The organism is Streptomyces luomodiensis, from assembly GCF_031679605.1.
Classification (GTDB): Bacteria; Actinomycetota; Actinomycetes; order Streptomycetales; family Streptomycetaceae; genus Streptomyces; species Streptomyces luomodiensis.
In genome coordinates, this window is the sequence record NZ_CP117522.1 from 6,143,680 (window position 1) to 6,167,951 (window position 24,272).

The window sequence follows — 24,272 nt, forward strand, 5'->3', positions numbered from 1 at the left end:
CAATGCATTGCTTTCAGGCGGTGGGCTGGATACTACCGGGTCGCTACGCTGTAACTCAGATGACGGGCCGAGGCATTGCCCGCTGGCTGCCTGCGCCCTGCTCAACTCCTCCTCCTGACGGGAGACTTCCATGGCCACCGTAGCCCCCCAAGACCCCAGCTCAGCGCCGTTCGATTTCGGCGCATTCGACAACGAGGTGCGCGCACTCGTACTCGACACCGCGCCCCGCCTGTTCGCCGTGGTCCAGGAATACGACCGGGGAACGGAGTACGCGGACGGCCACGTCGCCGCCTGGGGCATGGCGTACGACGACGGCAGCGCACACGTGATCGGGGTGGGCGGCACCGTGACGATGTCCCTCGGGTCGCCGGAGCGGGCGCTGTGGCATTACGGCCGCCGTAAGGGGATCTCCGCGCGGCTGGTGTGGCTCGACCCGGGGGCCGGTGCCACCTTCGCGCGGGCCGAGGCCGTGTGAGGGCGGCGGACGGGTCTGCCGGGGACGCCTTCCGTAAGGGCGTGATCCCCGGCGAGCCGTGAGGCGTATGGCGTGCCCATGAGCCGGGGCTGTTCGGCTCGGTCGGGTGCGGCGCCGTCTCGCGCCTTCGGCGCCATTGAGCAGCGGGGCAGGGGGTACGGGGTGCGGCAGGCCGCCGTCCGCCGGGCCGCTGGGGGTGCGGGCCGGTGGCGGCTTCCGAGCTCGGCGGCTGGGGAGCCCTCCGGACTGCGGGTGGGGCCCCTCCCGGTACCCCCCTAAAAAGTGCTTGATCTGACGCAACTAATTTGTCAATCAGTTTCCGGAGGGGTACCCCACCCCCCGGCCGGCCGGCAGTCCGACGACCCGGCAGTCCGGCACCGGCCCTTGCCCCCGAGAAGGGGCGCCGCCACCGGCACCCGCATCCATGGGCCCGGCGCACGGCTGCGGCGCCGCGCCCCCCAACCCCCGCCGCCGCTGCTCAATTGCGCCGAAGGCGCGAAACGGCGCCGCGGCCGAACACACCACCCATCGCCCAACCCCGCTGCCTCATGCGGCCGGCAGGCGGTCATGGACGAGATCCGGGGGACCGTGCGGGCCGCTCCAAGGGCGCAACCGACCCATCCGTCACCCTCGCTTGCCGTACGGTGAGCGAGGCACTTTAGGAGGGCGGAAGGCGAATGACCACGCAGCCGGTTCACGACGGTGGGGCGTTGATCCCCAGACCCGAGAAGACCTTCCCCGCGCTGCGTGCCGCGCTGGCGCAGGTCGCACCCTCCCGCTTGGCGGAGATGACGTCGGAGCGGGACACGGTCTTCACGATGGCCACCCAGTCCAACAGCTTCGGGCCGATCGCCATGTTCCAGCTGAAGTGGGCCACGGTGATCGAGATCGAACGGTTTCCCGACGTGGCGCGGCGCCTCCACGCCGCCGAGCACGCCGCTCAGACGCTCGAGAAAGAGGATCCGAAGTGGCAGGCGGCCATGGATGAGATCCGGGACATCATGCAGACCGCACGCGCGCAGGTCGCTCATGGGTGATTGGGGCTGGGAGTACAACCCAGACGCCCACCACGTCATCGGCGAGACGCCGAATCTCTCCTTCGTCGCGCAGGTCGAAGCCCGTGCGGACGAGCTGGTCCGCGTGGCGGCGGCTCTCTATCTGGACGGCACCACCTATCAGGGCCAGTCGCCCGGCGTGCAGGAGGAAGTCCTGCCCGGAGGGATGTTCCAGTATGTGACGGTTGTGAGGCAGGAACGCCTGTACATCGTCCAGGTAACCCCCTGGCCTCTGTGATCCTGGCATCACGACCAGGGGGTGGGGTCGCCATGCGAAGGGCGTGGGTCGACGCCCGGTGACTGCTCCCGCACCGGGGGTGCGCGGTAGCCGGAGGCGCGGGCCGCGCCCGGCGCGGGCTGTCGGTGGGTGGCCGTACTCTGGAAGACCCCCGGCCCGTGAGACGTGTCGGGTCGTTCGCGTTGTCCGCCTCCGGGATGGAATACCCCTTTATGAGCCTCACCGGTCTGCTCGACGCCGTCGTACGGGACCCCGCGCTCGCCGAGGCGGTGCGCGGTGCCGCCGACGGCAATCGTCACCACGTCGATCTGGTCGGGCCGCCCGCCGCCCGGCCGTTCGCCATCGCCGCGCTGGCCCGCTCCGCGGGCCGTCCCGTGCTCGCGGTGACCGCCACCGGCCGGGAGGCGGAGGACCTGGCGGCCGCGCTGCGGTCGCTGATGCCGCCAGGACTCGAAAACGCAGTGGTGGAGTACCCGTCGTGGGAGACGCTGCCGCATGAGCGGCTCTCCCCGCGTTCGGACACCGTCGGACGGCGGCTGGCGGTGCTGCGGCGGCTGGCCCACCCCCGCGCGGACGACCCGGCGACCGGCCCCGTCTCGGTCGTCGTCGCGCCCGTGCGGTCCGTGCTTCAGCCGCAGGTCAAGGGGCTCGGGGACCTGGAGCCGGTGAGTCTGCGGGCCGGGCAGACCGCCGATCTGGAGGAGGTCGTGGACGGGCTCGCGGCCGCCGCGTACGCCCGGGTCGAGCTGGTCGAGAAGCGCGGCGAGTTCGCCGTGCGCGGCGGCATCCTGGACGTCTTCCCGCCGACCGAGGAGCATCCGCTCCGGATCGAGTTCTGGGGCGACGACGTCGAGGAGATCCGTTACTTCAAGGTCGCCGACCAGCGTTCCCTGGAGGTCGCCGAGCACGGGCTGTGGGCCCCGCCCTGCCGGGAGCTGCTGCTGACCGAGGAGGTGCGGGAGCGGGCCGCGGCCCTGGCCGAGGCCCATCCGGAGCTGGGCGAGCTGCTCGGCAAGATCGCCGAGGGGATCGCGGTCGAGGGCATGGAGTCCCTGGCCCCCGTGCTGGTGGACGACATGGAGTTGCTGCTGGACGTCCTCCCGGCGGGCAGCATGACGGTCGTGGCCGACCCGGAGCGGGTGCGCACCCGGGCGGCGGACCTGGTGGCCACCAGCCAGGAGTTCCTCCAGGCGTCCTGGGCGGCCACCGCCGGGGGCGGCGAGGCCCCGATCGACGTCGGCGCGGCCTCGCTGTGGAGCATCGCGGACGTCCGCGACCACGCCCGTGAGCTGGGCATGATGTGGTGGTCGGTGAGCCCCTTCGCGGCGGATGAGGAGCTGGACGCCGACACCGTCAAGCTCGGCATGCACGCCACCGAGAGCTACCGCGGCGACACCGCGCGGGCGCTGGCCGACACCAAGGGCTGGCTCGCCGACGGCTGGCGCACCGTCTATGTGACCGAGGGCCACGGCCCCGCCTCCCGCACCGTCGAGGTGCTCGGCGGCGAGGGGATCGCGGCCCGGCTGGACGGCGACCTCACCGAGATCAAGCCGTCCGTGGTGCATGTGGCCTGCGGTTCGATCGAGTACGGCTTCGTCGACCCGGGCCTGAAGCTGGCCGTGCTGACGGAGACGGACCTGTCCGGGCAGAAGGCCGCGGGCAAGGACGGGGCGCGGATGCCCGCGCGCCGCCGCAAGACCATCGACCCGCTCACCCTCGAGGCCGGCGACTTCATCGTCCACGAGCAGCACGGCGTGGGGCGCTATATCGAGATGGTGCAGCGCACCGTCCAGGGCGCCACCCGCGAGTATCTGGTGGTCGAGTACGCCCCGGCCAAGCGCGGCCAGCCCGGCGACCGGCTCTACATCCCGACCGACCAGCTGGAGCAGATCACCAAGTACGTGGGCGGGGAGGCGCCGACCCTGCACCGGCTCGGCGGGGCCGACTGGACCAAGACCAAGGCGCGCGCCAAGAAGGCCGTCAAGGAGATCGCCGCCGACCTGATCAAGCTCTACTCGGCCCGGATGGCGGCGCCCGGCCACGCCTTCGGCGCGGACACCCCCTGGCAGCGGGAGCTGGAGGACGCCTTCCCGTACGCGGAGACGCCCGACCAGCTCACCACCATCGCCGAGGTCAAGGAGGACATGGAGAAGACGGTTCCGATGGACCGGCTGATCTGCGGCGACGTCGGCTACGGCAAGACCGAGATCGCCGTCCGCGCCGCCTTCAAGGCGGTCCAGGACGGTAAGCAGGTCGCGGTGCTGGTGCCCACGACCCTGCTGGTGCAGCAGCACTTCGGCACCTTCAGCGAGCGGTACGGCCAGTTCCCCGTCAACGTCCGGGCGCTCTCCCGCTTCCAGACCGACACCGAGGCCAAGGCGGTGCTGGAGGGGCTGAAGGACGGCACGGTCGACATCGTCATCGGCACCCACCGGCTCTTCTCCTCCGAAACCAAGTTCAAGGACCTGGGCCTGGTCATCGTCGACGAGGAGCAGCGCTTCGGCGTCGAGCACAAGGAGCAGCTGAAGAAGCTCCGCGCCAACGTGGACGTGCTGACCATGTCCGCCACGCCCATTCCGCGCACCCTGGAGATGGCGGTCACCGGCATCCGCGAGATGTCCACGATCACCACCCCGCCGGAGGAGCGCCACCCGGTGCTGACCTTCGTCGGCCCGTACGAGCAGAAGCAGATCGGCGCGGCGATCCGGCGTGAGCTGCTCCGCGAGGGCCAGGTCTTCTACATCCACAACCGGGTGGAGTCCATCGACCGGGCGGCCGCCCGGCTGCGCGAGATCGTCCCCGAGGCGCGGATCGCCACCGCCCACGGCCAGATGTCGGAGAGCGCCCTGGAGCAGGTCGTGGTCGACTTCTGGGAGAAGAAGTTCGACGTCCTGGTCTCCACCACCATCGTCGAGTCCGGGATCGACATCTCCAACGCCAACACCCTGATCGTCGAGCGCGGCGACAACTTCGGCCTTTCCCAGCTGCACCAGCTGCGCGGCCGGGTCGGCCGCGGCCGCGAGCGCGGTTACGCCTACTTCCTCTACCCGCCCGAGAAGCCGCTCACCGAGACCGCCCATGAGCGGCTGGCCACCATCGCCCAGCACACCGAGATGGGCGCGGGCATGTACGTGGCGATGAAGGACCTGGAGATCCGCGGCGCGGGCAATCTGCTCGGCGGCGAGCAGTCCGGCCACATCGCGGGCGTGGGCTTCGACCTGTACGTGCGGATGGTCGGCGAGGCGGTCGCCGACTACCGGGCGGCGATCGAGGCGGGCGAGGGCGAGGTCGCGGAGGCGCCGCTGGAGGTCAAGATCGAGCTTCCGGTCGACGCGCACGTCCCGCACGACTACGCCCCCGGCGAGCGCCTGCGCCTCCAGGCGTACCGGGCCATCGCCTCCGCCGCCAGTGAGGACGACATCCGCGCCGTCCGCGAGGAGCTCACCGACCGCTACGGCAAGCTCCCCGAACCGGTGGAGAACCTCCTCCTGGTCGCCGGTCTGCGCCTGCTGGCCCGCGCCTGCGGCGTCACCGACATCACCCTCCAGGGCTCCAACATCCGCTTCTCCCCGGTGGAGCTCCGCGAATCCCAGGAGCTGCGCCTCAAGCGCCTCTACCAGCGCTCGGTGATCAAGCCGGCCACCAAACAGGTCCTGGTACCCCGCCCGGCCACCGCCAGGATCGGCGGAAAGCCGCTGGTGGGGCGGGAGCTGCTGGCATGGACCGGGGAGTTCCTGACGACGATCCTGGGGTCGTGACGGCCGTCGCGGCACGCCTGGCGCTGGTGCTCGTGTGCCCGGCGCCGGTGTTCATGAGCTCCGGCGCCGGTGCTCATGGGCCGGTCGCCGGGCGGGGTCGCGACACACAGCTCGGCCTGCCCGCGCCGCGCGGGCTGCGGCGCGTGGCAACTCGGGAACCGGGCGGCGCTGGGCGCCGGGCGCTCAGGCGATGCGGATCTGCTGATCGTCGACTTCGAGTACCAGCGTCAGCCGGGCCCCCAGGGCTTGCGCATAGGCCCGCATCGCCGTGAGATCCACCGTCTTGCCCTGCTCCAGCTGGGAGACGCGGGCTTGGGTGATGCCGAGCTGGGCAGCGGCCTGCTGTTGGGTGAGACCGCGCTCCTTCCGCAGCCGCTGCAAGTGATGGCCCAGGAGGTGGGCCTCCTGCTGAAGACGTGCGGCTTCCTTGCGCGCCGCCCACTCTGCTTCCTCCACATCGGGGTGCGCCTCGCGGCGGACGCGCTCGGCCCTCCGCTTGACCTCGTCCCACGAGGTGAAACCGTTCATTCCGCCGCCTTCTCCTTGTGGTCGAGGTACTGCCGGTAGCGCTCCTCGGCGAGCGGGACAGCCGTGTCGTACCAGCGCCGCCAACTTCCCGCCTTGTCGCCCGCCACGAGGAGGATGCATTCCCGTTCGGGATCGAAGACGAAGAGGATGCGGATCTCGGTCCGGCCTGCTGAGCCGGGGCGTAACTCCTTGAGGTTCTTCATCGAGCTGCCGTGAATCACATCGGCCATGGGGCGACCGAGGCTCGGTCCTATGTCCGCCAGCAGCTCGATGGCCTGTTCCACCGAGTCGGCCGAATGCGGATCATGGGTGCATAGGGCGAGGAACCAGTCGGCCACCTCGTCATGGATGTTGATTGACCACGTCACGGACCAGTATAAGCAGTTGCTTGTAAAAGCGCTCGCTTGTATTTCGGGGTCATTCCCTCGAACGGGTGGGACCGTACGCAACGAGGACAGGGGCAGGCCGCGCGCGACACCCCCGTCGTCGCGCGCGGACCGACCCCGGCTCATGGGGCCCGGCGGGGCTGGGCCGAGCGTGGTCCGTGCGGGTGGGGGAAGCGCGCACACGGCCCTCGGGGAGAGGGAGCGAGGGCTCGGCGCGGCCCGTCGTGGCTCCTCCAGGACACTAGGCGGGCGCGGCACCGGCGGCGAGGAACGATGTGCACAGTGAGGACGCCGGGCGGTTCCCCTTCGAACGGTGAATGCCGGGGTGAACAGTGAGGCACGGCGGCGAATGGTGAGCGCATCGGCGCGGTGAGCGGACCGGCGGGGTGGCGCACCAGCACCGGGTCCGGCGCTGGTGCGCCACCCCGGTCGTACGGCTCCTGGCGCCCCCCCTAGAGCGAGCCCAGCGCCCGCATCGCCAGCCACAGCTCGTGCTTCGCGCTCGGCGCGGTCAGCAGGGACCGTCCCAGCGCGTCCTCCGCCCTGGTCAGCCGCTTGCGCGCACCCGGCAGCGAGATCCCGAGGGCGGCGGCCGCCGCGGGTAGCCGGGCGTCGGCGCGCAGCCAGGCCCGTACGGTCTCCAGGCCGGTCGTCGGCCCGGCCTGTTGCAGGGGGCGCAGCTGGGTCCGTGCCCAGGTCCCGGCGGCGGGTGTGCCCAGCACCGCGTCCAGCGTGGGGGCGGGGCCCGGCGGGGCCAGGGCGCGGGCCGACGCGGCCTGCGGCGCCGTGTGCAGCCGCAGCGCGAGCCAGGCGGCCGACTGCGCGGCCAGGCTGCGGCTGACCGTCACGCCCAGCAGCTCGTCGAGATGGCGGACGCGGGCGGCGAGCGTATTGCGGTGGATCTTCAGATGGCGGCTGGCCGCCCCGCCGAAGCTGAGCCATGAGCCGAGCGTGCCCAGCAGCTCCTGCGGGCCGGGGTCGGCGCGGCGGGCCGGGGCGTACCGCAGACAGGGCGCCAGCAGTTCGTTCGCCCACAGGTACCCCTCCGGGCCCGCCAGCACGGTGACATCCGCGTCGCCGCCGAAGGCCGCGCGGCGTCCGGGTGCGTTACGGGCCACCGCCAGCGCGTGGATCGCCTGCTCGTAGGCGATCGGCGTGTCTCGCAGCGCCACCTGCGCGCTCACCCCGACCCGGCACTCGGGCACCAGCCGGACGATCGCCCGGTCCAGCGGTTCCGGGTCCAGCGCTTCCGGGTCCAGCGGTTCCGGGTCCAGCAGGTCCTGGCCCAGCGGTACTTGGTCCGACTCGGGTGGTACGAGCGCGATGATGTGGTTGGGACGCACCGGACACGGCACGATCCACGCCCCGCCCCCGGCCTCCCGGTCGATCCGCTGGGTGATCTCGGGCCGCCGGGCCTGCGGACACTCGATCACATACACCTGGATCACCGCGGGCAGCGCCGGCCGCAGCGCCCCGGCGATCCGCTGCGCGGCGGGCACGCTGCCGACCATCAGCAGATGCAGCACCGCCTCCCGGCTGTGCCCCTCGGCGGACTCGATCCGCCGGCGCGCCCGTTCCGCCTGCTCCAGCCGCCAGCACAGGGCGAGGGTGCGGGAGGCATCGGCCAGCAGCGTCCCGCAGTGCGGATCGTCCGGCCCGACGACCGCGAGATACGTCCTGGGGCCGGTGTCGAGCGCGATCAGATGCACGGGGCGCCGCCCCTCGGCCCCGCCCAACACGGCGGACGCCGCCCCGCGCCGGTGCAGTTCGCCGACGGCGTCGGCGGCGCACCGCGCCACCGCGGGGTCGTGCTCCCCGCCCGGCCCGGCCAGCACCCGGCCCGTGCCCCCGACCAGCACGGCCGGACCCCCGGTGCGCCCGGTCAGCCAGCCGAGGATGGCCCGTACCGCCCCGTGCCGGGTGGCCAGCCGGGCGAGGGCGAGGATGTCGTCGGCGCGCTCGGCACGCGTGTCGGAGGGCGAAGAGGGCATGAAACAGCACATTAGTTCCGATCGCATGGGTTTCCGAAGGGGGCTCGGACCGGCCCGCGGACGACAGCGGGCATGACCGGCAGCGGCACGGCTAGGCTCGGGCGGGTGTCCGCCGTGATAGCCGCCATGATCACCGCCATCGTCGGTGTTCTGGGTACTCTCTTCGCGCCCCTCCTCCAGCAGCGCTTGACGGCACGTCAGCGTGCCGAGGACGCGCAGGCCGAGGAGCGGCGGCGCCGCTTCGAGGAGCGCCGGGCCGCCTACATCGCGATGAACCGCGCCTCCCGGCAGTTCCACACCCTCCTGAAGGACGCGCTGCACCGCATCCGCGACGATGTCTACGCGGACGAGGACCGCGTCCGGCTCGAGGAGGCTCGCCGTGACTACCGGGACCGTTACGCCGAGGCACAGATGATCGTCCCCGAGCGGGTGCTGGACGCGTCCCGCGATCTCAACACGGTCCTCGCCGGTATCGACGCGGCTGCCAAACGGATCGACCGCGGCCTGGCGCGCGACGGGGAGACGGCGGCGGCCGTGCTGCTGGAACTCAAGGAGGCCGAGCCCCGGCTGACGGCGATGCGCCGGCTCATGCGGGAGGACCTGGGCGTCCTCGACTGAACGCGGATGCGGACCAGGCGGCCATGACGTCGCGGGTAATCGACGTCTCCACAGGGGCGCGGCAGGCTGATCCATGTCCGCGGGAGACACGGGACGCGCCGCCGAAGACGGCCGGACTCGTCCGCCGATCAGCCTGGAACCCGCCCGGAAACGCCTGGAGGAGCCATGCCCGCCGCCTATGGGCTCGCGCATCTGCGCGACCGCAGTCCGCACCCCGACGTCATCGAGTACCTGGAGCGGATCCAGGCCACCCTCGACCCCTTCCACGGCCGGTTCCTCATCCACGGCGGCACGCTGGAGGTGGTCGAGGGGGAGTGGCCGGGCGGTGTGGTGCTGGTCGAGTTCCCGGGCGGGATGGCGGACGCCCGCGCCTGGTACGAGTCGCCCGCCTATCAGGACATCCTGAGGCTGCGCACCGACCACATCGAAGGTGATGTGGTCCTCGTCGAGGGCGTCGGCCCCGACTACGACCCGCTGCAGCGCGCCGACAAGCTCCGGGCCGCCCACCCCGGCGGATACGCGGGCTAGCCCCGTCCCGCGAAGCCCCGCGCCGGCCAGCCCAGACCGGCGCGCACCGCCACCACCAACGCTGCACGCGCCGGGGCGGGGGCGGGCGTCGTCCCCCTTCCCCTCGGGGCGGGGCCCGGTGGCGCGTACTTCTTGGGCGGGCCCGGGGGTGGTCAGCGGCCTACTGCGTATCCCTGTGCGCCCCGCGGGTTCGCGGCGGCCAGCAGGATGCCCGTCTCGGGGTCGCGGGCCACCGCGCACAGGCGGCCTTCCGACCAGGGGTCGCCGACCACGACGTCATGGCCGCGGCGGCGCAGTTCCGCGACGGTGGCCTCGCCGATGCGGGACTCCACGACCACCCGTCCCGCCGTCATCGCCCGGGGGTGGAAGGAGCCGGGGAAGGACTCCTGGTGCCAGTTGGGGGCGTCGATGGCGCCCTGGAGGTCCAGCCCGGAGCGCACCGGTGCGCGCAGCGCGACGGCGAGGAAGAAGTGCGTGCTCCACTGGTCCTGCTGATCGCCGCCGGGGGTGCCGAAGGCCATGACGGGGGTGTCGCCGCGCAGGGCGAGCGACGGGGTGAGGGTGGTGCGGGGGCGGCGGCCGGGGGTGAGGGAGTTCGGCAGGCCGGGGTCCAGCCAGGTCATCTGGAGCCGGGTGCCGAGGGGGAAGCCCAGCGCGGGGATGACGGGGTTGGACTGGAGCCAGCCGCCGCTGGGCGTGGCCGCGACCATGTTGCCCCAGCGGTCCACCACGTCGAGGTGGCAGGTGTCGCCCCGGGTCACCCCGTCCCGGTCGACGGCCGGGTCGGCGGCAGTCGGGTCGGCGGCGGCCGGGCCGCCGAGGCCCAGGCCCAGGTCCCCTCCGCCGACGGTCGGTTCCCCGCCGCCCGGCCCGGCGGCCGGTCCGCTCGCCCCGGAGGCCGCGCGGGCGACGGCGGCCAGGGCCTGCTTGCTCAGCCGGGGCGTACGGCCCCCGGGGTGGCCGGGGCGCAGTTCGTATGAGGCCCGTTCGCCGATCAGCGTCCGTCGCTCGTCGTTGTACGGGCGGGAGAGCAGCTCCGCGAGCGGCACCTCGGCGGCGTCCCCGTACCACGCCTCGCGGTCGGCCATGGCGAGCTTGCCGCCCTCGATCAGGGTGTGCAGGAAGTCGGGCGTGCCGAGGTCGTCCGCGCCCAGCCCGTCCGGCAGCAGGGCGAGTTGCTGGAGCAGCACCGGCCCCTGGCTCCAGGGCCCGGCCTTGCATACGGTCCAGCCGTTCCAGGAGTGCCGGACCGGCGCCTCGTACGTGGCCTCGAAGGCCGCCAGATCGTCCCCGGTGAGCGTCCCCGCGTGGCGCTGCCCGGACGAGTCCATGGCGGGCCGGGCCGCCGCGTCCGCCAGTTCCTCGGCGATGAAGCCCTCGCGCCAGACCCGGCGGGCCGCCTCGATCTGGGCCTCCCGCCCCGGCCCGGCCGCCTCCGCCTCGGCGATCAGCCGCCGCCAGGTGGCGGCCAGCGCGGGGTTGGTGAGCAGCCGCCCGGCGACGGGGGACCTCCCGCCCGGCAGATACAGCTCGGCCGAGGTCGTCCACTCGGTCTCGAACAGCTCCCGCACCGTCTCGACCGTCTCGCCGACCCGCTCGACCGCGGGATGGCCGTGCTCGGCGTAGCCGATCGCGTACCGCAGCACCTCGGCGAGCCGTTTCGTCCCGTGGTCGCGCAGCAGCACCATCCAGGCGTCGAACGCACCGGGCACCGCCGCCGCGAGCGGCCCGGTGCCCGGGACGAGGTCGAGGCCGAGCGCGGTGTAGTGGTCGATGGTGGCCCCGGCGGGGGCCGGGCCCTGGCCGCACAGCACGGTGGGTTCGCCGCCCGCCGGGGCGAGGATGATCGGCACCTCCCCGGCGGGCCCGTTCAGATGCGGCTCGACCACGTGCAGGACGAACCCGGCGGCCACGGCCGCGTCGAAGGCGTTGCCGCCGTCCTCCAGGACGGCCATGGCGGACTGCGAGGCCAGCCAGTGGGTGGAGGACACCATGCCATGGGTGCCCTGGAGCGTGGGCCGGGTGGTGAACATCCGAGATATCTCCTACGGGGTGCGGGTGATGGGCTCTCAGCGGGCCGAGGCGTCCGGGGCGGTGCCGTCGTCCGCCACCAGATGGCAGGAGACCTGCCGGCCGCCGCTTCCCGCAAGCTCCCGCAGCGCGGGCGGCTCGGTGCGGCAGCGGTCGGTGGCGAGCGGACAGCGGGTGTGGAAGCGGCAGCCCGCGGGCGGATCGAGCGGACTGGGCAGCTCCCCGCTGAGCACGATCCGGGCGCGCGACCGCTGCGCGGCCGGGTCCGGCACCGGGGCCGCGGACAGCAGTGCCTGGGTGTACGGATGCTTGGGGTCGGCGAACAGCTCGGCGGCCGGGGCCTGCTCCACCAGCTGCCCCAGATACATCACGGCGATCCGGTCGGCGAGGTACTCGACGGCGGCCAGGTCGTGGGTGATGAACAGACAGCCGAACCGCCGCTCCCGCTGGAGATCCGCCAGCAGGTTGAGTACGGACGCCTGGACCGAGACGTCCAGCGCCGACGTCGGCTCGTCGGCCACCAGCAGCCGCGGGTCCACGGACAGCGCGCGGGCGATCGAGACCCGCTGCCGCTGCCCGCCGGACAGCTCATGGGGCCGCCGCCGGGCCAGTTCGGGCCGCAGCCCCACCTGGGCCAGCAGCGCCGCGACCCGGTCGCGCAGGGCGTCACCGGACGCCAGGCGGTGCAGCCGCAGCGGCTGGGCGACGATGGCGCCCACGGTCATCCGGGGGTCGAGCGAGGCGGACGGGTCCTGGAAGACCAGATGGAAGTCCTTGCGCAGCGGACGCAGCGCCCGCTTCGACAGCCGGGTCACATCGCGGCCGTTGATCGTCACGGTGCCCGCGGTCGGCCGGTCCAGCCGTACGGCACACCGTCCCACCGTGGACTTGCCGCTGCCGGACTCCCCGACCAGGCCGACGATCTCGCCGCCGCCGATGCTGAGGCTGACCCCGTCGACCGCCTTGACGGTGCCGGCGGGGCCGGTGAAGTGGCGGACGAGGCCGCTGATGTCGAGCACGGTGGTCCGCGACGATGCCTCCGCGGACGCGACGGCGGCGGCGGTCATGAGGCGGCCTCCTGTTCGGGCTGCTCGGGCCGGTCGGGCTGTTCGGGCTGGTTGGGCTGCTCAAGTCGGCCCGGCTGTTCGGGTGGGCCGGGCGGGGCCGGAACCGGATACCAGCACGCGGCGTCGTGCCGTTCGCGCAGCGGCCGCAGCGCGGGCCGCTGTGTGCCGCACCGCTCACCGGCGTACGGGCAGCGGGGCTGGAAGGTGCAGCGGTCGGGCTGTTCGGTGAGGCTCGGCACCAGCCCGGGGATCTCCTGGAGCCGTCCCCGTTCCCGTCCCTGCCCGTCCGCCGCCCGTCGTCGGCCGGGGACCGGCACGGCGCCGAGCAGCCCACGGGTGTACGGGTGGCGGGGTGCGGTGAACAGTTCGTCCACCGGGGCCTGTTCGACGCCCCGCCCCGCGTACATCACCAGCACCCGGTCGGCGATGTCGGCGACCACGCCCAGATCGTGGGTGATCAGCACGATGGCCGTGCCGAGCCGCTCCCGCAGGGATTGCAGCACCTCCAGGATGCCCGCCTGCACGGTGACGTCCAGCGCGGTGGTGGGCTCGTCGGCGATGAGCACGGCGGGGTCGCACGCGATCGCGATGGCGATCATCACACGCTGCCGCATACCGCCGCTGAGCTGGTGCGGATAGTCGCGGGCCCGCTGGGCGGGGGCGGGGATGCCGACGAGGTCGAGCAGGTCCACGGCCCGCTCGCGCGCCTCCCGGCGGCCGAGCCCCTGATGGCGCCGGAGGACCTCGCCGACCTGGCGGCCGATGGTGAGGACCGGGTTCAGCGAGGTCATCGGCTCCTGGAAGATCATCGCGATCTCCCGGCCCCGGAGGTCCCGCAGCTCCTTCTCGTCCGCCCCCACCAGCTCCCGTCCGCCCAGCCGGATGGAACCGCCGACCCGCGCGGTGGGCGGCAGCAGCCCCATGACGGCGGTCGAGGTCACGGACTTGCCGCAGCCGGACTCGCCGACCACGGCCAGCACTTCACCGGCGGCGATGTCGTACGAGAGCCCGTCCACGGCGTGGACCACGCGGGTCGGGCTGCGGAAGACCACCGAAAGGTCCCGCACGCTCAGGGCAGGGGGCGTCGTGGACGTGGTCATCGGCTGTCTCCCTGGGGGTCGAGGATGTCCCGCAGCCCGTCCCCGAGCAGATTGAACGCGAGCGTCGCGGCGATGATCGCCAGGCCGGGGAAGACCGCCATCCACGGCGCGGCGGCGATATACGCCTGGGCGCTGGAGAGCATCACCCCGAGCGAGGGGGACGGCGGCTGGATGCCGAGGCCGAGGAAGCTCAGCAGCGCCTCGCCGATGATCGCGGAGGGGATGCCCACGGTGGCCTGGACGGTGAGCGCGGACAGGGCGCCGGGGAGGATGTGGCGGAACAGCACGGTGCCGTCCCCGCCGCCGTTGGCGACCGCCGCCGCCACATAGTCCAGGTGCTTGAGCCGCAGCGTCTCCGCACGGGTGATCCGGATGACGGCCGGGACCTGCGAGACGCCCACCGCGATCGTGGCGTTCAGCAGGGACGGTCCGAGGATGGTGGCCAGGCCCACCGCCAGCACCAGGAAGGGGAAGGCGAGCAGGGTGTCGGTGAGCCGGGAGACCACCGAGTCGGCGAACCGCCCGTAGTAGCCCGCGATCAGCCCGAGCGGCACCCCGGCGGCGAAGGCCAGCGCCACCGCGAGCAGCCCGATCTGCAACGAGGCCCGTACGCCGTAGACGACCCGGGAGAGCTGATCGCGGCCCAGGTCGTCGGTGCCGAGCCAGTGGGCCCAGCTCGGCGGCCCGAGGGCGGCCGAGAAGTCGGGCCCGGCCGGGTCGTACGGCGCGATGAGCGGTGCGCACAGCGCGACCAGCACCAGGACGGCGGCGGCCACGGCCCCGGTGAGGGCGAGCTTGTTACGGGTCAGCAGGCGGAGCCGGGACAGCGGGGCGAGCGGGGCCCGCTCCCGCTCCTCGGCGGCGGGGACGGCGGTGGCGGCCGCGCTCACGGGGCACCTCCGGGCCGGGTGTTCACGGGGGCACCTCCGGGCCGGGTGTTCACGGGGGCGTCTCGGAGCCGGGTGTTCATGGGGGCACCTCTGGGGCGGGTAGTCGCGAGGGCACCCACGGGCCGGGTGTTCACGCGGGCGCCTCCGGGCCGGGTATTCACTGGGCACCTCCGAGCCGGATACGGGGGTCGATCACCGAATAGGCGAGGTCGACCAGGAGGTTGACGAGGATGTAGGCGGCCGAGGTGAACAGCACCACGCCCTGCACCATCGCGTAGTCGCGGGAGAAGACCGCGTCGATGGTGAGCTTGCCGAAGCCCGGCAGGACGAAGATCTGCTCGGTGACGACCGCGCCCGAGATGAGGTGCCCCAGCTGTAGCCCGAGCACGGTCACCACGGTGACCAGGCTGTTGCGCAGGGCATGCCCCATGATCACCTGTCGCCGGGAGAGCCCCTTGGCGCGCGCGGTGCGGACGTAGTCGGCGGACAGCGAGCCCAGCATGGCCGCGCGCGTCTGCCGCATCACGACCGCCGCGAGCCCCGAGCCCAGGACGATCACCGGGAGCACCATGTGCCGCAGGTTCTCCATCGGGTCGACGCCGAACGGCACGAAACCGGAGGCGGCGAAGACCGGAACGGCGATGGCGAAGGCGAGCACCAGCACGATGCCGAGCCAGAAGGCGGGCACCGAAAGCCCCAGCAGCGCCACGGCGTTGACCAGCCACTCCTCGGGCCGGCCGCGCCGGACCGCCGCCACCACCCCGGCGCCCACGCCGACGACCACCGCGAGCAGCAGGGCGAGGGCGGAGAGTTCGAGGGTGACGGGCAGGGCCTCCAGGACCGAGTCGAGGACCGGCAGCCCGGTGCGGGAGGAGATGCCGAGGTCACCGGTGGCGGCGTGCCGCACATAGCGCAGGTACTGCACCACGATGTTGTCGTCGAGCCCGTAGCTCTCGCGGATCTGGGCGATCGCCTCGGGGGTGGGCTCCTCACCGGCCAGCGCGGTGGCGGTGTCGCCGGGCAGGGCCCGGACCCCGGCGAAGACCACGACGCTCACCAGGAAGAGCGTGATCAGCGATTCGCCGATGCGGCGGACCGGATAGGACATCAGCTCCCTCCCTTCGCGTATCCGGCGTCCTTCACGCGGATCAGCCCGTCACCGAAGACCTTCAGCCCGGCGACCTCCTTCGTCGCGGACACGTAGTTCGTGGGCTGGATCAGGTAGAGCACGGTGTGCCGGGCGCGGATGCGCTCGACGAGCCGGGCGTAGATCTTCCGGCGGTCGGCCCCGCTCGCGGTGGCGCCGCCCTCGGCGATCAGCCGGTCGATGGCGGGGTCGGAGAGCCCGCCGTAGTTCTGGGCGCCACCGGTGCCGGTGAACGCGTCGATGTTGCCCGCCGGGTCGAGCCGTCCGGACCAGTTGGTCGTCGCCGCCTGGAAGTCGCCGGCGCGGGAGTGCTCCAGGCCGGTGGCGAACTCGGTCGGCGCCAGGCTCACCGCGAAGCCCGCCTCCTTGGCCATGGCCTGGACGACCTGGCCCAGCCGGTTGTCCTCCGGGGTGGTGCTGATCTGCAGCCGCACCCGGACCGGGGTGGCCACCCCGGCGGCCTTGAGCAGCCGTCTGGCCTTGGCCGGATCGCGGGCCGGGCAGCGGGTCCCGGTGGCGTACGGGGTGCCGGAGGGGAGCGGGCCGCAGGTGGGCCGGTAGCGGCCCTGGAAGACGATGGTGTTGATGAGGCCGCGGTCGAGGGCGAGGTCGAACGCCTCCCGCACCCGCACGTCCCGCGCGATGGGGGTGTCGATCCGCCCCGGCGGCGCCCCGGCGCCCTTGGTGTTGCCGATGTTGAGGGTCAGTCCGTAGTAGCCCAGCGAGGGGGAGTTGAAGAGCTGCAGTCCGGGTTCGGTGAGCGCTCTGCCCACCTGGACCGGGTCCATCTGGTCGCCGACCTGGATGTCGCCGGACTGGAGGTTCGCCAGCCGGACGTTGCCGTCGGTGATGGTGCGGTAGACCACGCGCCGCAGATGGACCGCGTCGGCGTCGTAGTAGTTCGGGTCCTTGTCCAGCACGATCCGGTCGCCCACCACGCGCTCGGTGTAGCGGAACGGGCCGACGCAGGTGGGGTGGCTCGCGAAGCCGGTCCCGTAACGCTGCAGGGCGGTCGGGGACATCACCATGCCCGAGCGGTCGGCGAGCAGCGCGAGCAGCGGGACGTACGGTTTGCTCAGCCGCAGCCGTACCGTGTCCTCGCCGACCGCGCTCACGGAGGTGATGGGCTTCAGCTCGCTCGCGCGGACCGAACCGGTCAGCGTCCGGTGCCGGTCGAGGGAGGTCTTGACCGCCTTCGCGTCCATCCGGGTGCCGTCGGCGAACCGGACGCCCCGCCGCAGCCTGATGGTCACGGTGCGGCCTTTGTCGCTTGTCGTCGGCGGTGCGGCGGCGAGCTGCGGCACGATCCGGTTCTCGGCGTCGACGTCGTAGAGCTTCTCGCACATCGCGGCGAACACCGTCCGGCCCACGGCTGTGCTGGCCAGGGTGGGATCGAGCTTGTCCGGGTCCGATTTCAGGGCGATGGTGAGCGTTCCGCCGTCGCGGACGGGCCGGGGGTCGGCCATCCGGTCGGCGCCCACCTCGGCCGTGGGGGAGGCCAGGGAGGCGCAGCCGGCGGTGGCGCCGGCGAGGAGCACACACAGCACCCGGGCGGCGAGGGTGGTGAGGGCGGCGGGGCGTGGTCGGTGGCGGGAGGGCGGTGGGGGCCGGTCGCTGGGTCCGCTGGTTCTTTGGCGCATGGCGGAATGCCTCACTGCTGGGGACTGTGGTGCGCGCGCTGCGGTGCGGCCAGGATGGCGCAGGGACAGCGATTGGTCCATTGGTAGGACCAGATTGATGCCAGCAGACGGTAGCGGGCGGGTCTGGCGACTCTGGTTGCCCGCCCGTCACCACCTGGTTAAATCCCGTCGCGGAGGCGGCCGGGAGAGGGAGGGTGAGAGGCCGGGGAGACGCCTCGGGAAGGGCTCGCCGGATATGAGACTCTTAACCACCGGCCGGGCCGGAAATGGACAAAAGGACAGAGGAAGGCCGAGAAATTGGACTGGCGGCAACTGCGGCACTCCACCCTGTCGAGACCGGACGCCCTGGCCGTCGACCTGGAGCGGCTGATCCTGAGCGGAGAGCTGCCGCCCGGTTCCCGCGTCCCCCCGGAGCGGGAGCTCGCGGAGAGCCTCGGCGTCTCCCGGGGTTCGGTCCGCGAGGCGCTGCGCGCGCTCGCCGCACGCGGACTGCTCGCCCGGCGACCCGGCTCCGGCACCGTCGTACTCGACCCGGGGGCCACCCCGCACGGTGACGCCCTGGCCTCCGGACTCGCCGCCACGGCGGAGCTGTTGCAGGTCATGGAGGTACGCGCGTGCATCGAGCCCTCGGTGACCGCGCGCGCCGCCCGGCGCGCCACCCCCGCCGACATCGTCCAGCTGCACACCCTTCTGGACGCGATGCGACGGGAGCCCACGCGGCGGGAGTTCACCGACCTGGACCGCACCTTCCACCGCGCCATCGCCCAGTACACCCGCAACCCCCTGCTGCTGCGGCTGCTGGACCGGGTCTACGAGATCGGCGAGCCGGGGCGGCGCGACACCCAGCTGTCCGCCGCCCGCCGGCGCGCCACGATCGAGGAGCACCAGGCCATCCTGCGGGCGATCGAGGACCGCGACCCCGAGGCGGCCCGCGCGGCCTCCGAGGCGCATCTGGACTCGGTGCTGCACCGGATCGAGGAGCAGCGGCGGCGATCACGGTCATGACCAGCGCCGGGCGGCGGACGCGGCGGCGCGGGAAGCGTGTGGGGCCGTACGGCGGGGGCCGCGTCGCCGGCCGCCCGGCGAGGGCCGTAGCTTCTGTGGGGAGGGGCCGTCCGGTCAGGCCAACGGGGCGGCGGAGTCGAGGAGTTGCATGTGGGCGGACAGGACGCGCAGGACACGGCCAAGCGGCTGCGGGCGATCAGCGACGAGCTGTCGGACCGCTTCTACGAGCGGGCCGACGTGGTGCGGACGCTGGTGGTGACGCTGCTGGCCGGGCAGCACTCATTGGTGCTCGGCCCGCCCGGGACGGCGAAGTCCGAGATGGCCCGGGAACTCACGGGCCGGGTCGAGGGGGCGGCCTACTGGGAGATCCTCCTGTCCAAGTTCACGGCGCCGACGAGGATGTTCGGCCCCATCGACGTCGCCGCGCTGGCCCGGGGCGAGTACCGCCAGGTCTACGACGGCCGCGCCACGACCGCGCATGTCGCGTTCATCGACGAGATCTTCAAGTGCTCCACGGCGGCGTTGAACGAGACGCTGGGCTACCTCAACGAGCGGATCTACCACCCCGAGAACGGCGGCCGGCCGATCCACTGCCCCCTGATCGGGGCCATCACGGCCAGCAACGAACTGCCCAGCGGCGAGGATTCGGCCGCGATCTACGACCGGCTGCTGGTGCGGATCGAGGTCGGGTACCTGGAAGACCCCTCGAACTTCGCCGCGCTGGTCCGCTCCGCCGTCAGCCGCCCGGCCGCACCGAGCCGGACCACGGTCGAGCTGGCCGCGTTGCGGCACGCCGTGACCGAAGGCGTCCCGGCCGTGGACGTCCCCGACGTGATCGTGGACGCGGTGTGCACGCTGCGGGCCGCCCTGCGCCGCAAGGAACTCGTCGCCTCCGACCGCCGCTGGCGGCAGGCGGTGGGCCTGCTCCAGGCGTCCGCGTATCTCGACGGCCGCCCGGCGGTCGCCGAGACCGACCTGTCGGTGCTGACGCATGTGCTGTGGGACTCGCCCGCCGAACGCCCCACCGTCGAGCGCGAGGTGCTGCACCTGGTCAACCCCGACGCCAAGGAGGCGCTCGACCTGGCCGACGACATCGAGGAGCTGGCGGCCCAGCTCGACGCCATGGCCGGGCAGTCGCGCGAGGCGCTGAGCGAGTGGGTCATCAAGAAGGCCCACTACAAGCTCGCCATGGCGGGGAAGCGGCTGGAGAAGCTGCGCGAGGAGGCGGCCAGGGCCGGCCGCTCCACCGCCGCTATCGACCGGGTCACCGGCCGCCAGCGCGCCGTCCGCGCCCGCGTGCTCACCGAGGCCCTCGGCGTGGACGCGAGCGTGGTGCAGGCCCAGCTCTCGACACCGGCGGGATAGCACCATGGACAGCACTACGGACGGCACGGCTGCCGGCCGTCCTGACAGCACGGCCGGCAGGGCGGCTGACAGCACGGCCGGCAGGGCCGCGGACAGGACGCCGAGCAGCCTCGACGAGCTGGCGAGCCGGGCCGGTAAGTGGCTGGGCCTGTCCGCCGCCGCTGCCCAGCGGCACACCGCGGCCGTGGTCGCGGACCGGTTCGACCGGATCGCATGGCGCGACACCTACGAGCAGTCGGCCGGGCTGCGCGAGCTGGCCGAGGAGCTGAACGAGTGCTACGACCACACCACCGACCTCCTGAGCGACGCGTTCTGGGCCGCCTACAAGGTCGGCCCCCGGTTGCGCGAGCGCGCGGAGATGGCCCCCTCCCGGCTGCTCAACCACCAGGTCGTCAGCGCACTGGTGGAGTCACCGGAGTTCGCCGAGCTGCGCCGGGAGACGGCCGGCGACCCCTACGCCGCCGCCATGGCCGTACTCGCCCAGGCCGCCGCGCTGCGCGGGATGCTGGAGCGCTCCCGCACGGCCCAGGAGCAGGCCGAGCAGGCGCAGCAGGCCCAGCGGGCCGCCGAAGACGCGGCGACCGCCGTGGCCGAGGCGCTCCAGCAAGCGGCCGACGAGACCGACGAATCCGACGCGACCAACGAGACCAACACGGCGGACGGGACCGACCAGGGCGACGAGACCGGCGGGGACGGCACCGTGCCGCGCCCGGCCGCCGACGCCGTACAACGGGCGATCCGGGCCGCCGAGGCCGCGGAGGCCGCCGCGCGGCAGGCCGCCCGAAGCGCCGACCGCGCCCTCGCGGCGGCGGTCCCCGGCATCCGTGCCGCCACGCGGAACGCGGCGGTCAAGGCCGCCGAGGCCGTGCGGCAGGAGGCCGCGCTGATGCGGGCGTGGGGGGTCGCTCCCGGTGAGCTGGAGCGGCTGCCGTTCGACCAGCGCGCCCGGCTCGCCGAGCGGCTGCGCACCGGCCGGCTCGCCCAGTGGGCCGAACTGATCGGCCGCTTCCGGCAGATGGCGGACGGTGAGCGCGCCCGCAAGGTGGAGAACGCCACCGGGGAACTGGTCGGCGTCACGCTCGGCGACGACCTCTCCCGCGTCATCCCCTCCGAACTGGCGAGCCTCGGTCTGCCCGCGATGCGCGCGGTGTTCGCCGCGCGCTACGCCGCCGGGGAGCTGATGCTCTACGACAGCCAGGGGGAGCAGACCACCGGTCAGGGCGCCGTCATCGCGTGCGTGGACACCTCGCACTCCATGTACGAGGCGGGGCCCGGCGGGGTCACCCGGGAGGCGTGGGCCAAGGCGTGCGCCCTGGCGCTGCTGGATCAGGCCCGCCACGCGGGGCGTGACTTCGTCGGCATCCTCTTCTCCGCCGCCGATAAGATCCAGGTCTTCCGCTTCCCGGCCGACCGGCCCGCCGGCATCGACCGGACCCTCGACTTCGCGGAGACATTCCTCGGCGGCGGAACCAGCTACCAGGCGCCGCTGACGGCGGCCGGCGCACTGCTGGAGGAGGAGTTCAACGACACCGCCCGCGCCCGCGGCGACATCGTCATGATCACCGACGACGAGTGCGGCGTCACCGAGGAGTGGATGCGCGGCTGGAACGACGCCAAGCACCGGCTGGGCTTCCGGGTCTTCGGCGTGGCCATCGGCGCCCCGCGCGCCGCCGGAGCCGGTTCGGTCCTGGAGGCCCTGTGCGACAACCTCCGCTCCATCGAGGACCTCACCGACGTCCACGCCGCCGCCGACCTCTTCCGCGTGATCTGACCGGCCGGGCGGGCGCTGACCGGCGGCCGCCCGGTAGTTCGGCACCGGCCCGCGGCACCGGCCCGCAGTACCCGCGGCACCGGCGGTGTCAGTGCCTCCCCCTACGGTGGACACCATGCCCACCGTCTTCCGGCCGTACGGCCGTGTGATGCCCCCTGCCCTGGACATGCCTCCCGCCCTGGACGAGATCAACCGCCGTATCCGCCACCTCATGAGCCGTCCCGCCGACAAGCGGCGGGCCGAGGAGTACACGCGACTGCTGGTGCTGTGGGCCGAGGCCACGGCGGGGAACGGGTCCGACTGGGGCAAGGCGGCCTGACGGCCGGCCCCCGGCTGCTCGGTGAATAAATGGTTAAGCGGTGCGGAAAAAGCGGTTACGTAAATGGACGGATTTTCTGCACGGTGGTCTTCGAATAAGGCGCCCACCTGCGGCTGCGGAAACTAGGGGATTTTCGGTGCAACCGCCTTCCGCCTTTCGCGGTCTAACGGGTCGTTCAATGCGGCAATTCGCCGTCCGCGATGACGGCGACGGAGCCGGCACTTCCCGCCGGTCTGTTCGACGCTGTTTCCACGAAAGGACACCCCCCATGCGTATGCACCGGACCATGGCGGCCACCGCCACCCTCGCTCTCGCCCTGGGCGGAGCCGCGCTCGCGGCGCCCGCCGCCCAGGCGGCCGCGACGACCAGCGGCTCCCTCGTGCGCCAGGACGGTGAGCTGTGGTACAAGGCCGCCGCCGGACAGACGAACCACCTCACGGTCTCCGAGAAGATCGAGAGCCGTGGGGATTACGAGGAATACTTCATCCTCACCTTCCACGACGACAATGACATCACCATCGACGCGCAGGCCGCGGAGTGGAACGAGTGTGTCTACCCCTCGGCGGACGATCACACCACTGTGCAGTGCGCGGTCCTCATTCCGCAGAATTCCGATGACTCGGACAGTTACGATATCGACCTCGGTGACGGCGACGACACCGTGAAGCTCGGCGCCGACAGTTCGGCGTACGCCGGAGTGCATGGCGGCGCCGGCGACGACGTCCTCCAGGGCTCCGCGGCCGACGTGTTCTGGGGCGAGGACGGCGACGACACCATCGACGGTGGCGGCGGGATCATGAGCTTCGGCGCCTACGGCGGCGAGGGCGACGACACCATCACCAACTGCACCGGCGAATGCCACGGCGACGCCGGGAACGACACGCTCAGCGGAAACGGCGAGGACAACATCCTCTGGGGGGACGACGGCAACGACGTCCTGCACGGCGGCGAGGGCGGGGACACCCTCTACGGCGGCAAGGGCGACGACCAGCTGTTCGGCGAGCAGGGCAACGACACGCTCTGGGGCAACAGCGGCAATGACGTGCTGTGGGGCGGCGAGGGCGACGACACCCTCTCCGGCGGTCCGGGCAGCAACGAGGTCCACCAGGACTGACCGGCCACCCCACGTGCCGGGGGACGGGCGCCCGCACAGCGTCCCCGTACGCCTGTGCGCCCGCGCACCGTCCCCGTGGCGCCCGTCCCCCCGGACGCCTACTTCCCCCAGATCTTGCGGTACGCCTGCCGATAGCCCTCCGAGTCCCAGGACAGCGCGCCGCCGCTGTTGGCGGCGGTGGTGATGTGGACGGGGGAGACGTATCCGCTGGCGGGCTCGGACGAGAAGGCGCGGTTGAACTCGTCGATGATCTGCCAGCCCTGTTCGGTGAGGGGCTCGGGCACCGTGGCCGCCTGGTAGCGCTCGCCGTTGACGCGCTGGAAGGCCGACGGATCGCCGTCACCGGCGCCGATGTTGTACGGGGCGCCCGCGCCGTCCTTGCCCGCCGCGCGCAGGGCCGAGTCGATGTGGCCGAAGTACAGGTCGTTGATGGCGGCCGAGTAGGTCCACTTGTCGCCGAAGCGGGCGAGCAGTGCGCGGACTTCCCCGGCGGCGCGGCGGTTGACCTCGGGGATCGGGACGTTCCGGTAGCTCAGCACCTTCACGTCGGGGCAGGCGGCGAGCCCCTTCTCGATCAGGTCGGACTTGTGCTTCGCGAAGGCGACCGTGGCGTCGGTGAACAGGACGACCCCGGCCCGGCCGTTGGACCGGGCGATGATCCAGTCGGCGGTGGTCTTCCCGACGTCCTCGACCCTGGTGGAGACGTTGGTGAAGAGCTTGGGATCGCCACCGGGGCCGGGGGCCGGGGCGGCATGCCAGCCGATCAGCGTAATGCCCGCCGCCTTGGCCTTCTTGACCTCGGCCGCGACGCTCCCGGAGTCGAAACCGGCGAGGACGATGCCATCCGGCTTGAGGTCGACGGCGCGCTGGAACGCGGAGCGGTAACCGGCGTCCGTGCCCTGGCCGTTGAGGGTGCGGACGTTCCACCCGAGGAGCTTCGCGGCTTCCTGGGCGCCCTGGGCGACTCCGGCGGGGCCGGGGTTGGAGAGGTCATGGGCGATGAAGACGACGCTCTTGCCGGAACCGGCCGCCTCGGGCCCGGTGGTGGGCCCCGTCCAGGGGGCGTCGACGGCCTCCGCTTTCTTGACCGCCTGCTTGGCGCGGGCCAGGGCGGCGGGACAGCCGGGCGCGGCGGAGGACCGGTGGGACGCGGTGCCGGTGGCGCCGGGTTCGCAGCCGGCGGTGGCCACGGCCAGCAGCGCGATGGCCGTCAGGGCCGCCTTGCGGGTGGGGTGCACGGGTCTCC

21 protein-coding genes are annotated in these 24,272 nt (G+C 72.8%); 11 read left to right on the top strand and 10 right to left on the bottom strand.

Features of this window, described 5'->3' with window-relative positions:
* Positions 1–130: 130 nt before the first annotated feature.
* The 4 genes from PS467_RS25840 (at position 131) to mfd (ending at position 5,526) form a co-directional block, all read left to right on the top strand.
* Complete coding sequence (locus tag PS467_RS25840; protein ID WP_311037239.1) at positions 131–475, top strand: hypothetical protein; 345 nt, start codon at positions 131–133, stop codon at positions 473–475.
* Positions 476–1,152: 677 nt separating this feature from the next.
* On the top strand, positions 1,153–1,512 hold the full coding sequence (locus tag PS467_RS25845) for a hypothetical protein (RefSeq protein ID WP_311037240.1): 360 nt from the start codon (positions 1,153–1,155) through the stop codon (positions 1,510–1,512).
* Positions 1,505–1,768 (top strand): hypothetical protein, encoded by a 264-nt coding sequence (locus PS467_RS25850; RefSeq protein WP_311037241.1) that lies wholly within the window; start codon positions 1,505–1,507, stop codon positions 1,766–1,768. The genes PS467_RS25845 and PS467_RS25850 overlap by 8 nt, the downstream gene beginning before the upstream one ends.
* A 212-nt stretch (positions 1,769–1,980) precedes the next feature.
* Positions 1,981–5,526 (top strand): transcription-repair coupling factor, encoded by a 3,546-nt coding sequence (gene mfd / locus PS467_RS25855; RefSeq protein WP_311037242.1) that lies wholly within the window; start codon positions 1,981–1,983, stop codon positions 5,524–5,526.
* Positions 5,527–5,709: 183 nt separating this feature from the next.
* Here the strand turns inward: mfd and PS467_RS25860 are convergent, their stop codons facing one another.
* The 3 genes from PS467_RS25860 to PS467_RS25870 all read right to left on the bottom strand — a co-directional run bounded on the left by PS467_RS25860 (position 5,710) and on the right by PS467_RS25870 (position 8,431).
* The gene (locus tag PS467_RS25860) at positions 5,710–6,054 is read right to left on the bottom strand and encodes a helix-turn-helix domain-containing protein (protein WP_268974075.1); all 345 of its coding nucleotides are present in this window, start codon (positions 6,052–6,054) and stop codon (positions 5,710–5,712) included.
* Positions 6,051–6,422, bottom strand: a complete 372-nt coding sequence (locus PS467_RS25865; RefSeq protein ID WP_432280632.1) for a type II toxin-antitoxin system RelE/ParE family toxin — start codon at positions 6,420–6,422, stop codon at positions 6,051–6,053. The genes PS467_RS25860 and PS467_RS25865 overlap by 4 nt, the downstream gene beginning before the upstream one ends.
* Before the next feature lie 470 nt (positions 6,423–6,892).
* The gene (locus PS467_RS25870) at positions 6,893–8,431 is read right to left on the bottom strand and encodes a helix-turn-helix domain-containing protein (RefSeq protein ID WP_311037243.1); all 1,539 of its coding nucleotides are present in this window, start codon (positions 8,429–8,431) and stop codon (positions 6,893–6,895) included.
* A gap of 105 nt (positions 8,432–8,536) precedes the next feature.
* Here PS467_RS25870 and PS467_RS25875 point away from each other — a divergent pair, with 105 nt between their 5' ends.
* Both PS467_RS25875 and PS467_RS25880 read left to right on the top strand, forming a co-directional pair.
* Positions 8,537–9,049, top strand: a complete 513-nt coding sequence (locus PS467_RS25875; RefSeq protein WP_311037244.1) for a hypothetical protein — start codon at positions 8,537–8,539, stop codon at positions 9,047–9,049.
* 165 nt (positions 9,050–9,214) lie between these two features.
* On the top strand, positions 9,215–9,577 hold the full coding sequence (locus tag PS467_RS25880; RefSeq protein ID WP_311037245.1) for a DUF1330 domain-containing protein: 363 nt from the start codon (positions 9,215–9,217) through the stop codon (positions 9,575–9,577).
* A 152-nt stretch (positions 9,578–9,729) separates the two neighbouring features.
* On the opposite strand, the gene PS467_RS25885 is transcribed toward PS467_RS25880, so the two are convergent.
* The 6 genes from PS467_RS25885 to PS467_RS25910 all read right to left on the bottom strand — a co-directional run bounded on the left by PS467_RS25885 (position 9,730) and on the right by PS467_RS25910 (position 17,452).
* Positions 9,730–11,610 carry a gamma-glutamyltransferase family protein gene (locus PS467_RS25885; RefSeq protein ID WP_311037246.1) on the bottom strand — a complete coding sequence of 627 codons (1,881 nt, stop codon included), beginning with the start codon at positions 11,608–11,610 and terminating at the stop codon, positions 9,730–9,732.
* Positions 11,611–11,646: 36 nt separating this feature from the next.
* Positions 11,647–12,675, bottom strand: a complete 1,029-nt coding sequence (locus PS467_RS25890) for an ABC transporter ATP-binding protein (RefSeq protein WP_311037247.1) — start codon at positions 12,673–12,675, stop codon at positions 11,647–11,649.
* Complete coding sequence (locus PS467_RS25895; RefSeq protein ID WP_311037248.1) at positions 12,672–13,775, bottom strand: ABC transporter ATP-binding protein; 1,104 nt, start codon at positions 13,773–13,775, stop codon at positions 12,672–12,674. Before PS467_RS25895 ends, PS467_RS25890 begins: the two co-directional genes overlap by 4 nt.
* Entirely contained in the window at positions 13,772–14,602 is an 831-nt protein-coding gene (locus tag PS467_RS25900; protein ID WP_311039958.1) for an ABC transporter permease, read from the bottom strand. Before PS467_RS25900 ends, PS467_RS25895 begins: the two co-directional genes overlap by 4 nt.
* A gap of 220 nt (positions 14,603–14,822) precedes the next feature.
* Complete coding sequence (locus PS467_RS25905) at positions 14,823–15,773, bottom strand: ABC transporter permease (RefSeq protein ID WP_311037249.1); 951 nt, start codon at positions 15,771–15,773, stop codon at positions 14,823–14,825.
* Positions 15,773–17,452 carry an ABC transporter substrate-binding protein gene (locus PS467_RS25910; protein WP_311037250.1) on the bottom strand — a complete coding sequence of 560 codons (1,680 nt, stop codon included), beginning with the start codon at positions 17,450–17,452 and terminating at the stop codon, positions 15,773–15,775. The genes PS467_RS25905 and PS467_RS25910 overlap by 1 nt, the downstream gene beginning before the upstream one ends.
* Positions 17,453–17,749: 297 nt before the next feature.
* Between PS467_RS25910 and PS467_RS25915 the strand changes: the two genes are divergently transcribed.
* The 5 genes from PS467_RS25915 to PS467_RS25935 all read left to right on the top strand — a co-directional run bounded on the left by PS467_RS25915 (position 17,750) and on the right by PS467_RS25935 (position 23,026).
* Positions 17,750–18,457 (top strand): FadR/GntR family transcriptional regulator, encoded by a 708-nt coding sequence (locus tag PS467_RS25915; protein WP_311037251.1) that lies wholly within the window; start codon positions 17,750–17,752, stop codon positions 18,455–18,457.
* Positions 18,458–18,607: 150 nt separating this feature from the next.
* The gene (locus tag PS467_RS25920) at positions 18,608–19,822 is read left to right on the top strand and encodes an AAA family ATPase (RefSeq protein ID WP_311037252.1); all 1,215 of its coding nucleotides are present in this window, start codon (positions 18,608–18,610) and stop codon (positions 19,820–19,822) included.
* A 4-nt stretch (positions 19,823–19,826) separates the two neighbouring features.
* Positions 19,827–21,593: a VWA domain-containing protein gene (locus PS467_RS25925; protein ID WP_311037253.1), complete on the top strand. Its 1,767-nt coding sequence runs from the start codon at positions 19,827–19,829 to the stop codon at positions 21,591–21,593.
* A gap of 115 nt (positions 21,594–21,708) precedes the next feature.
* A complete protein-coding gene (locus tag PS467_RS25930; protein ID WP_311037254.1) occupies positions 21,709–21,912 on the top strand; it encodes a hypothetical protein in 204 nt (67 codons plus the stop codon).
* A gap of 268 nt (positions 21,913–22,180) precedes the next feature.
* Positions 22,181–23,026, top strand: a complete 846-nt coding sequence (locus PS467_RS25935) for a calcium-binding protein (protein ID WP_311037255.1) — start codon at positions 22,181–22,183, stop codon at positions 23,024–23,026.
* Between the two features lie 98 nt (positions 23,027–23,124).
* Here PS467_RS25935 and PS467_RS25940 read toward each other — a convergent pair whose 3' ends face one another.
* The gene (locus tag PS467_RS25940; protein WP_311037256.1) at positions 23,125–24,264 is read right to left on the bottom strand and encodes a substrate-binding domain-containing protein; all 1,140 of its coding nucleotides are present in this window, start codon (positions 24,262–24,264) and stop codon (positions 23,125–23,127) included.
* Positions 24,265–24,272 lie beyond the last annotated feature (8 nt).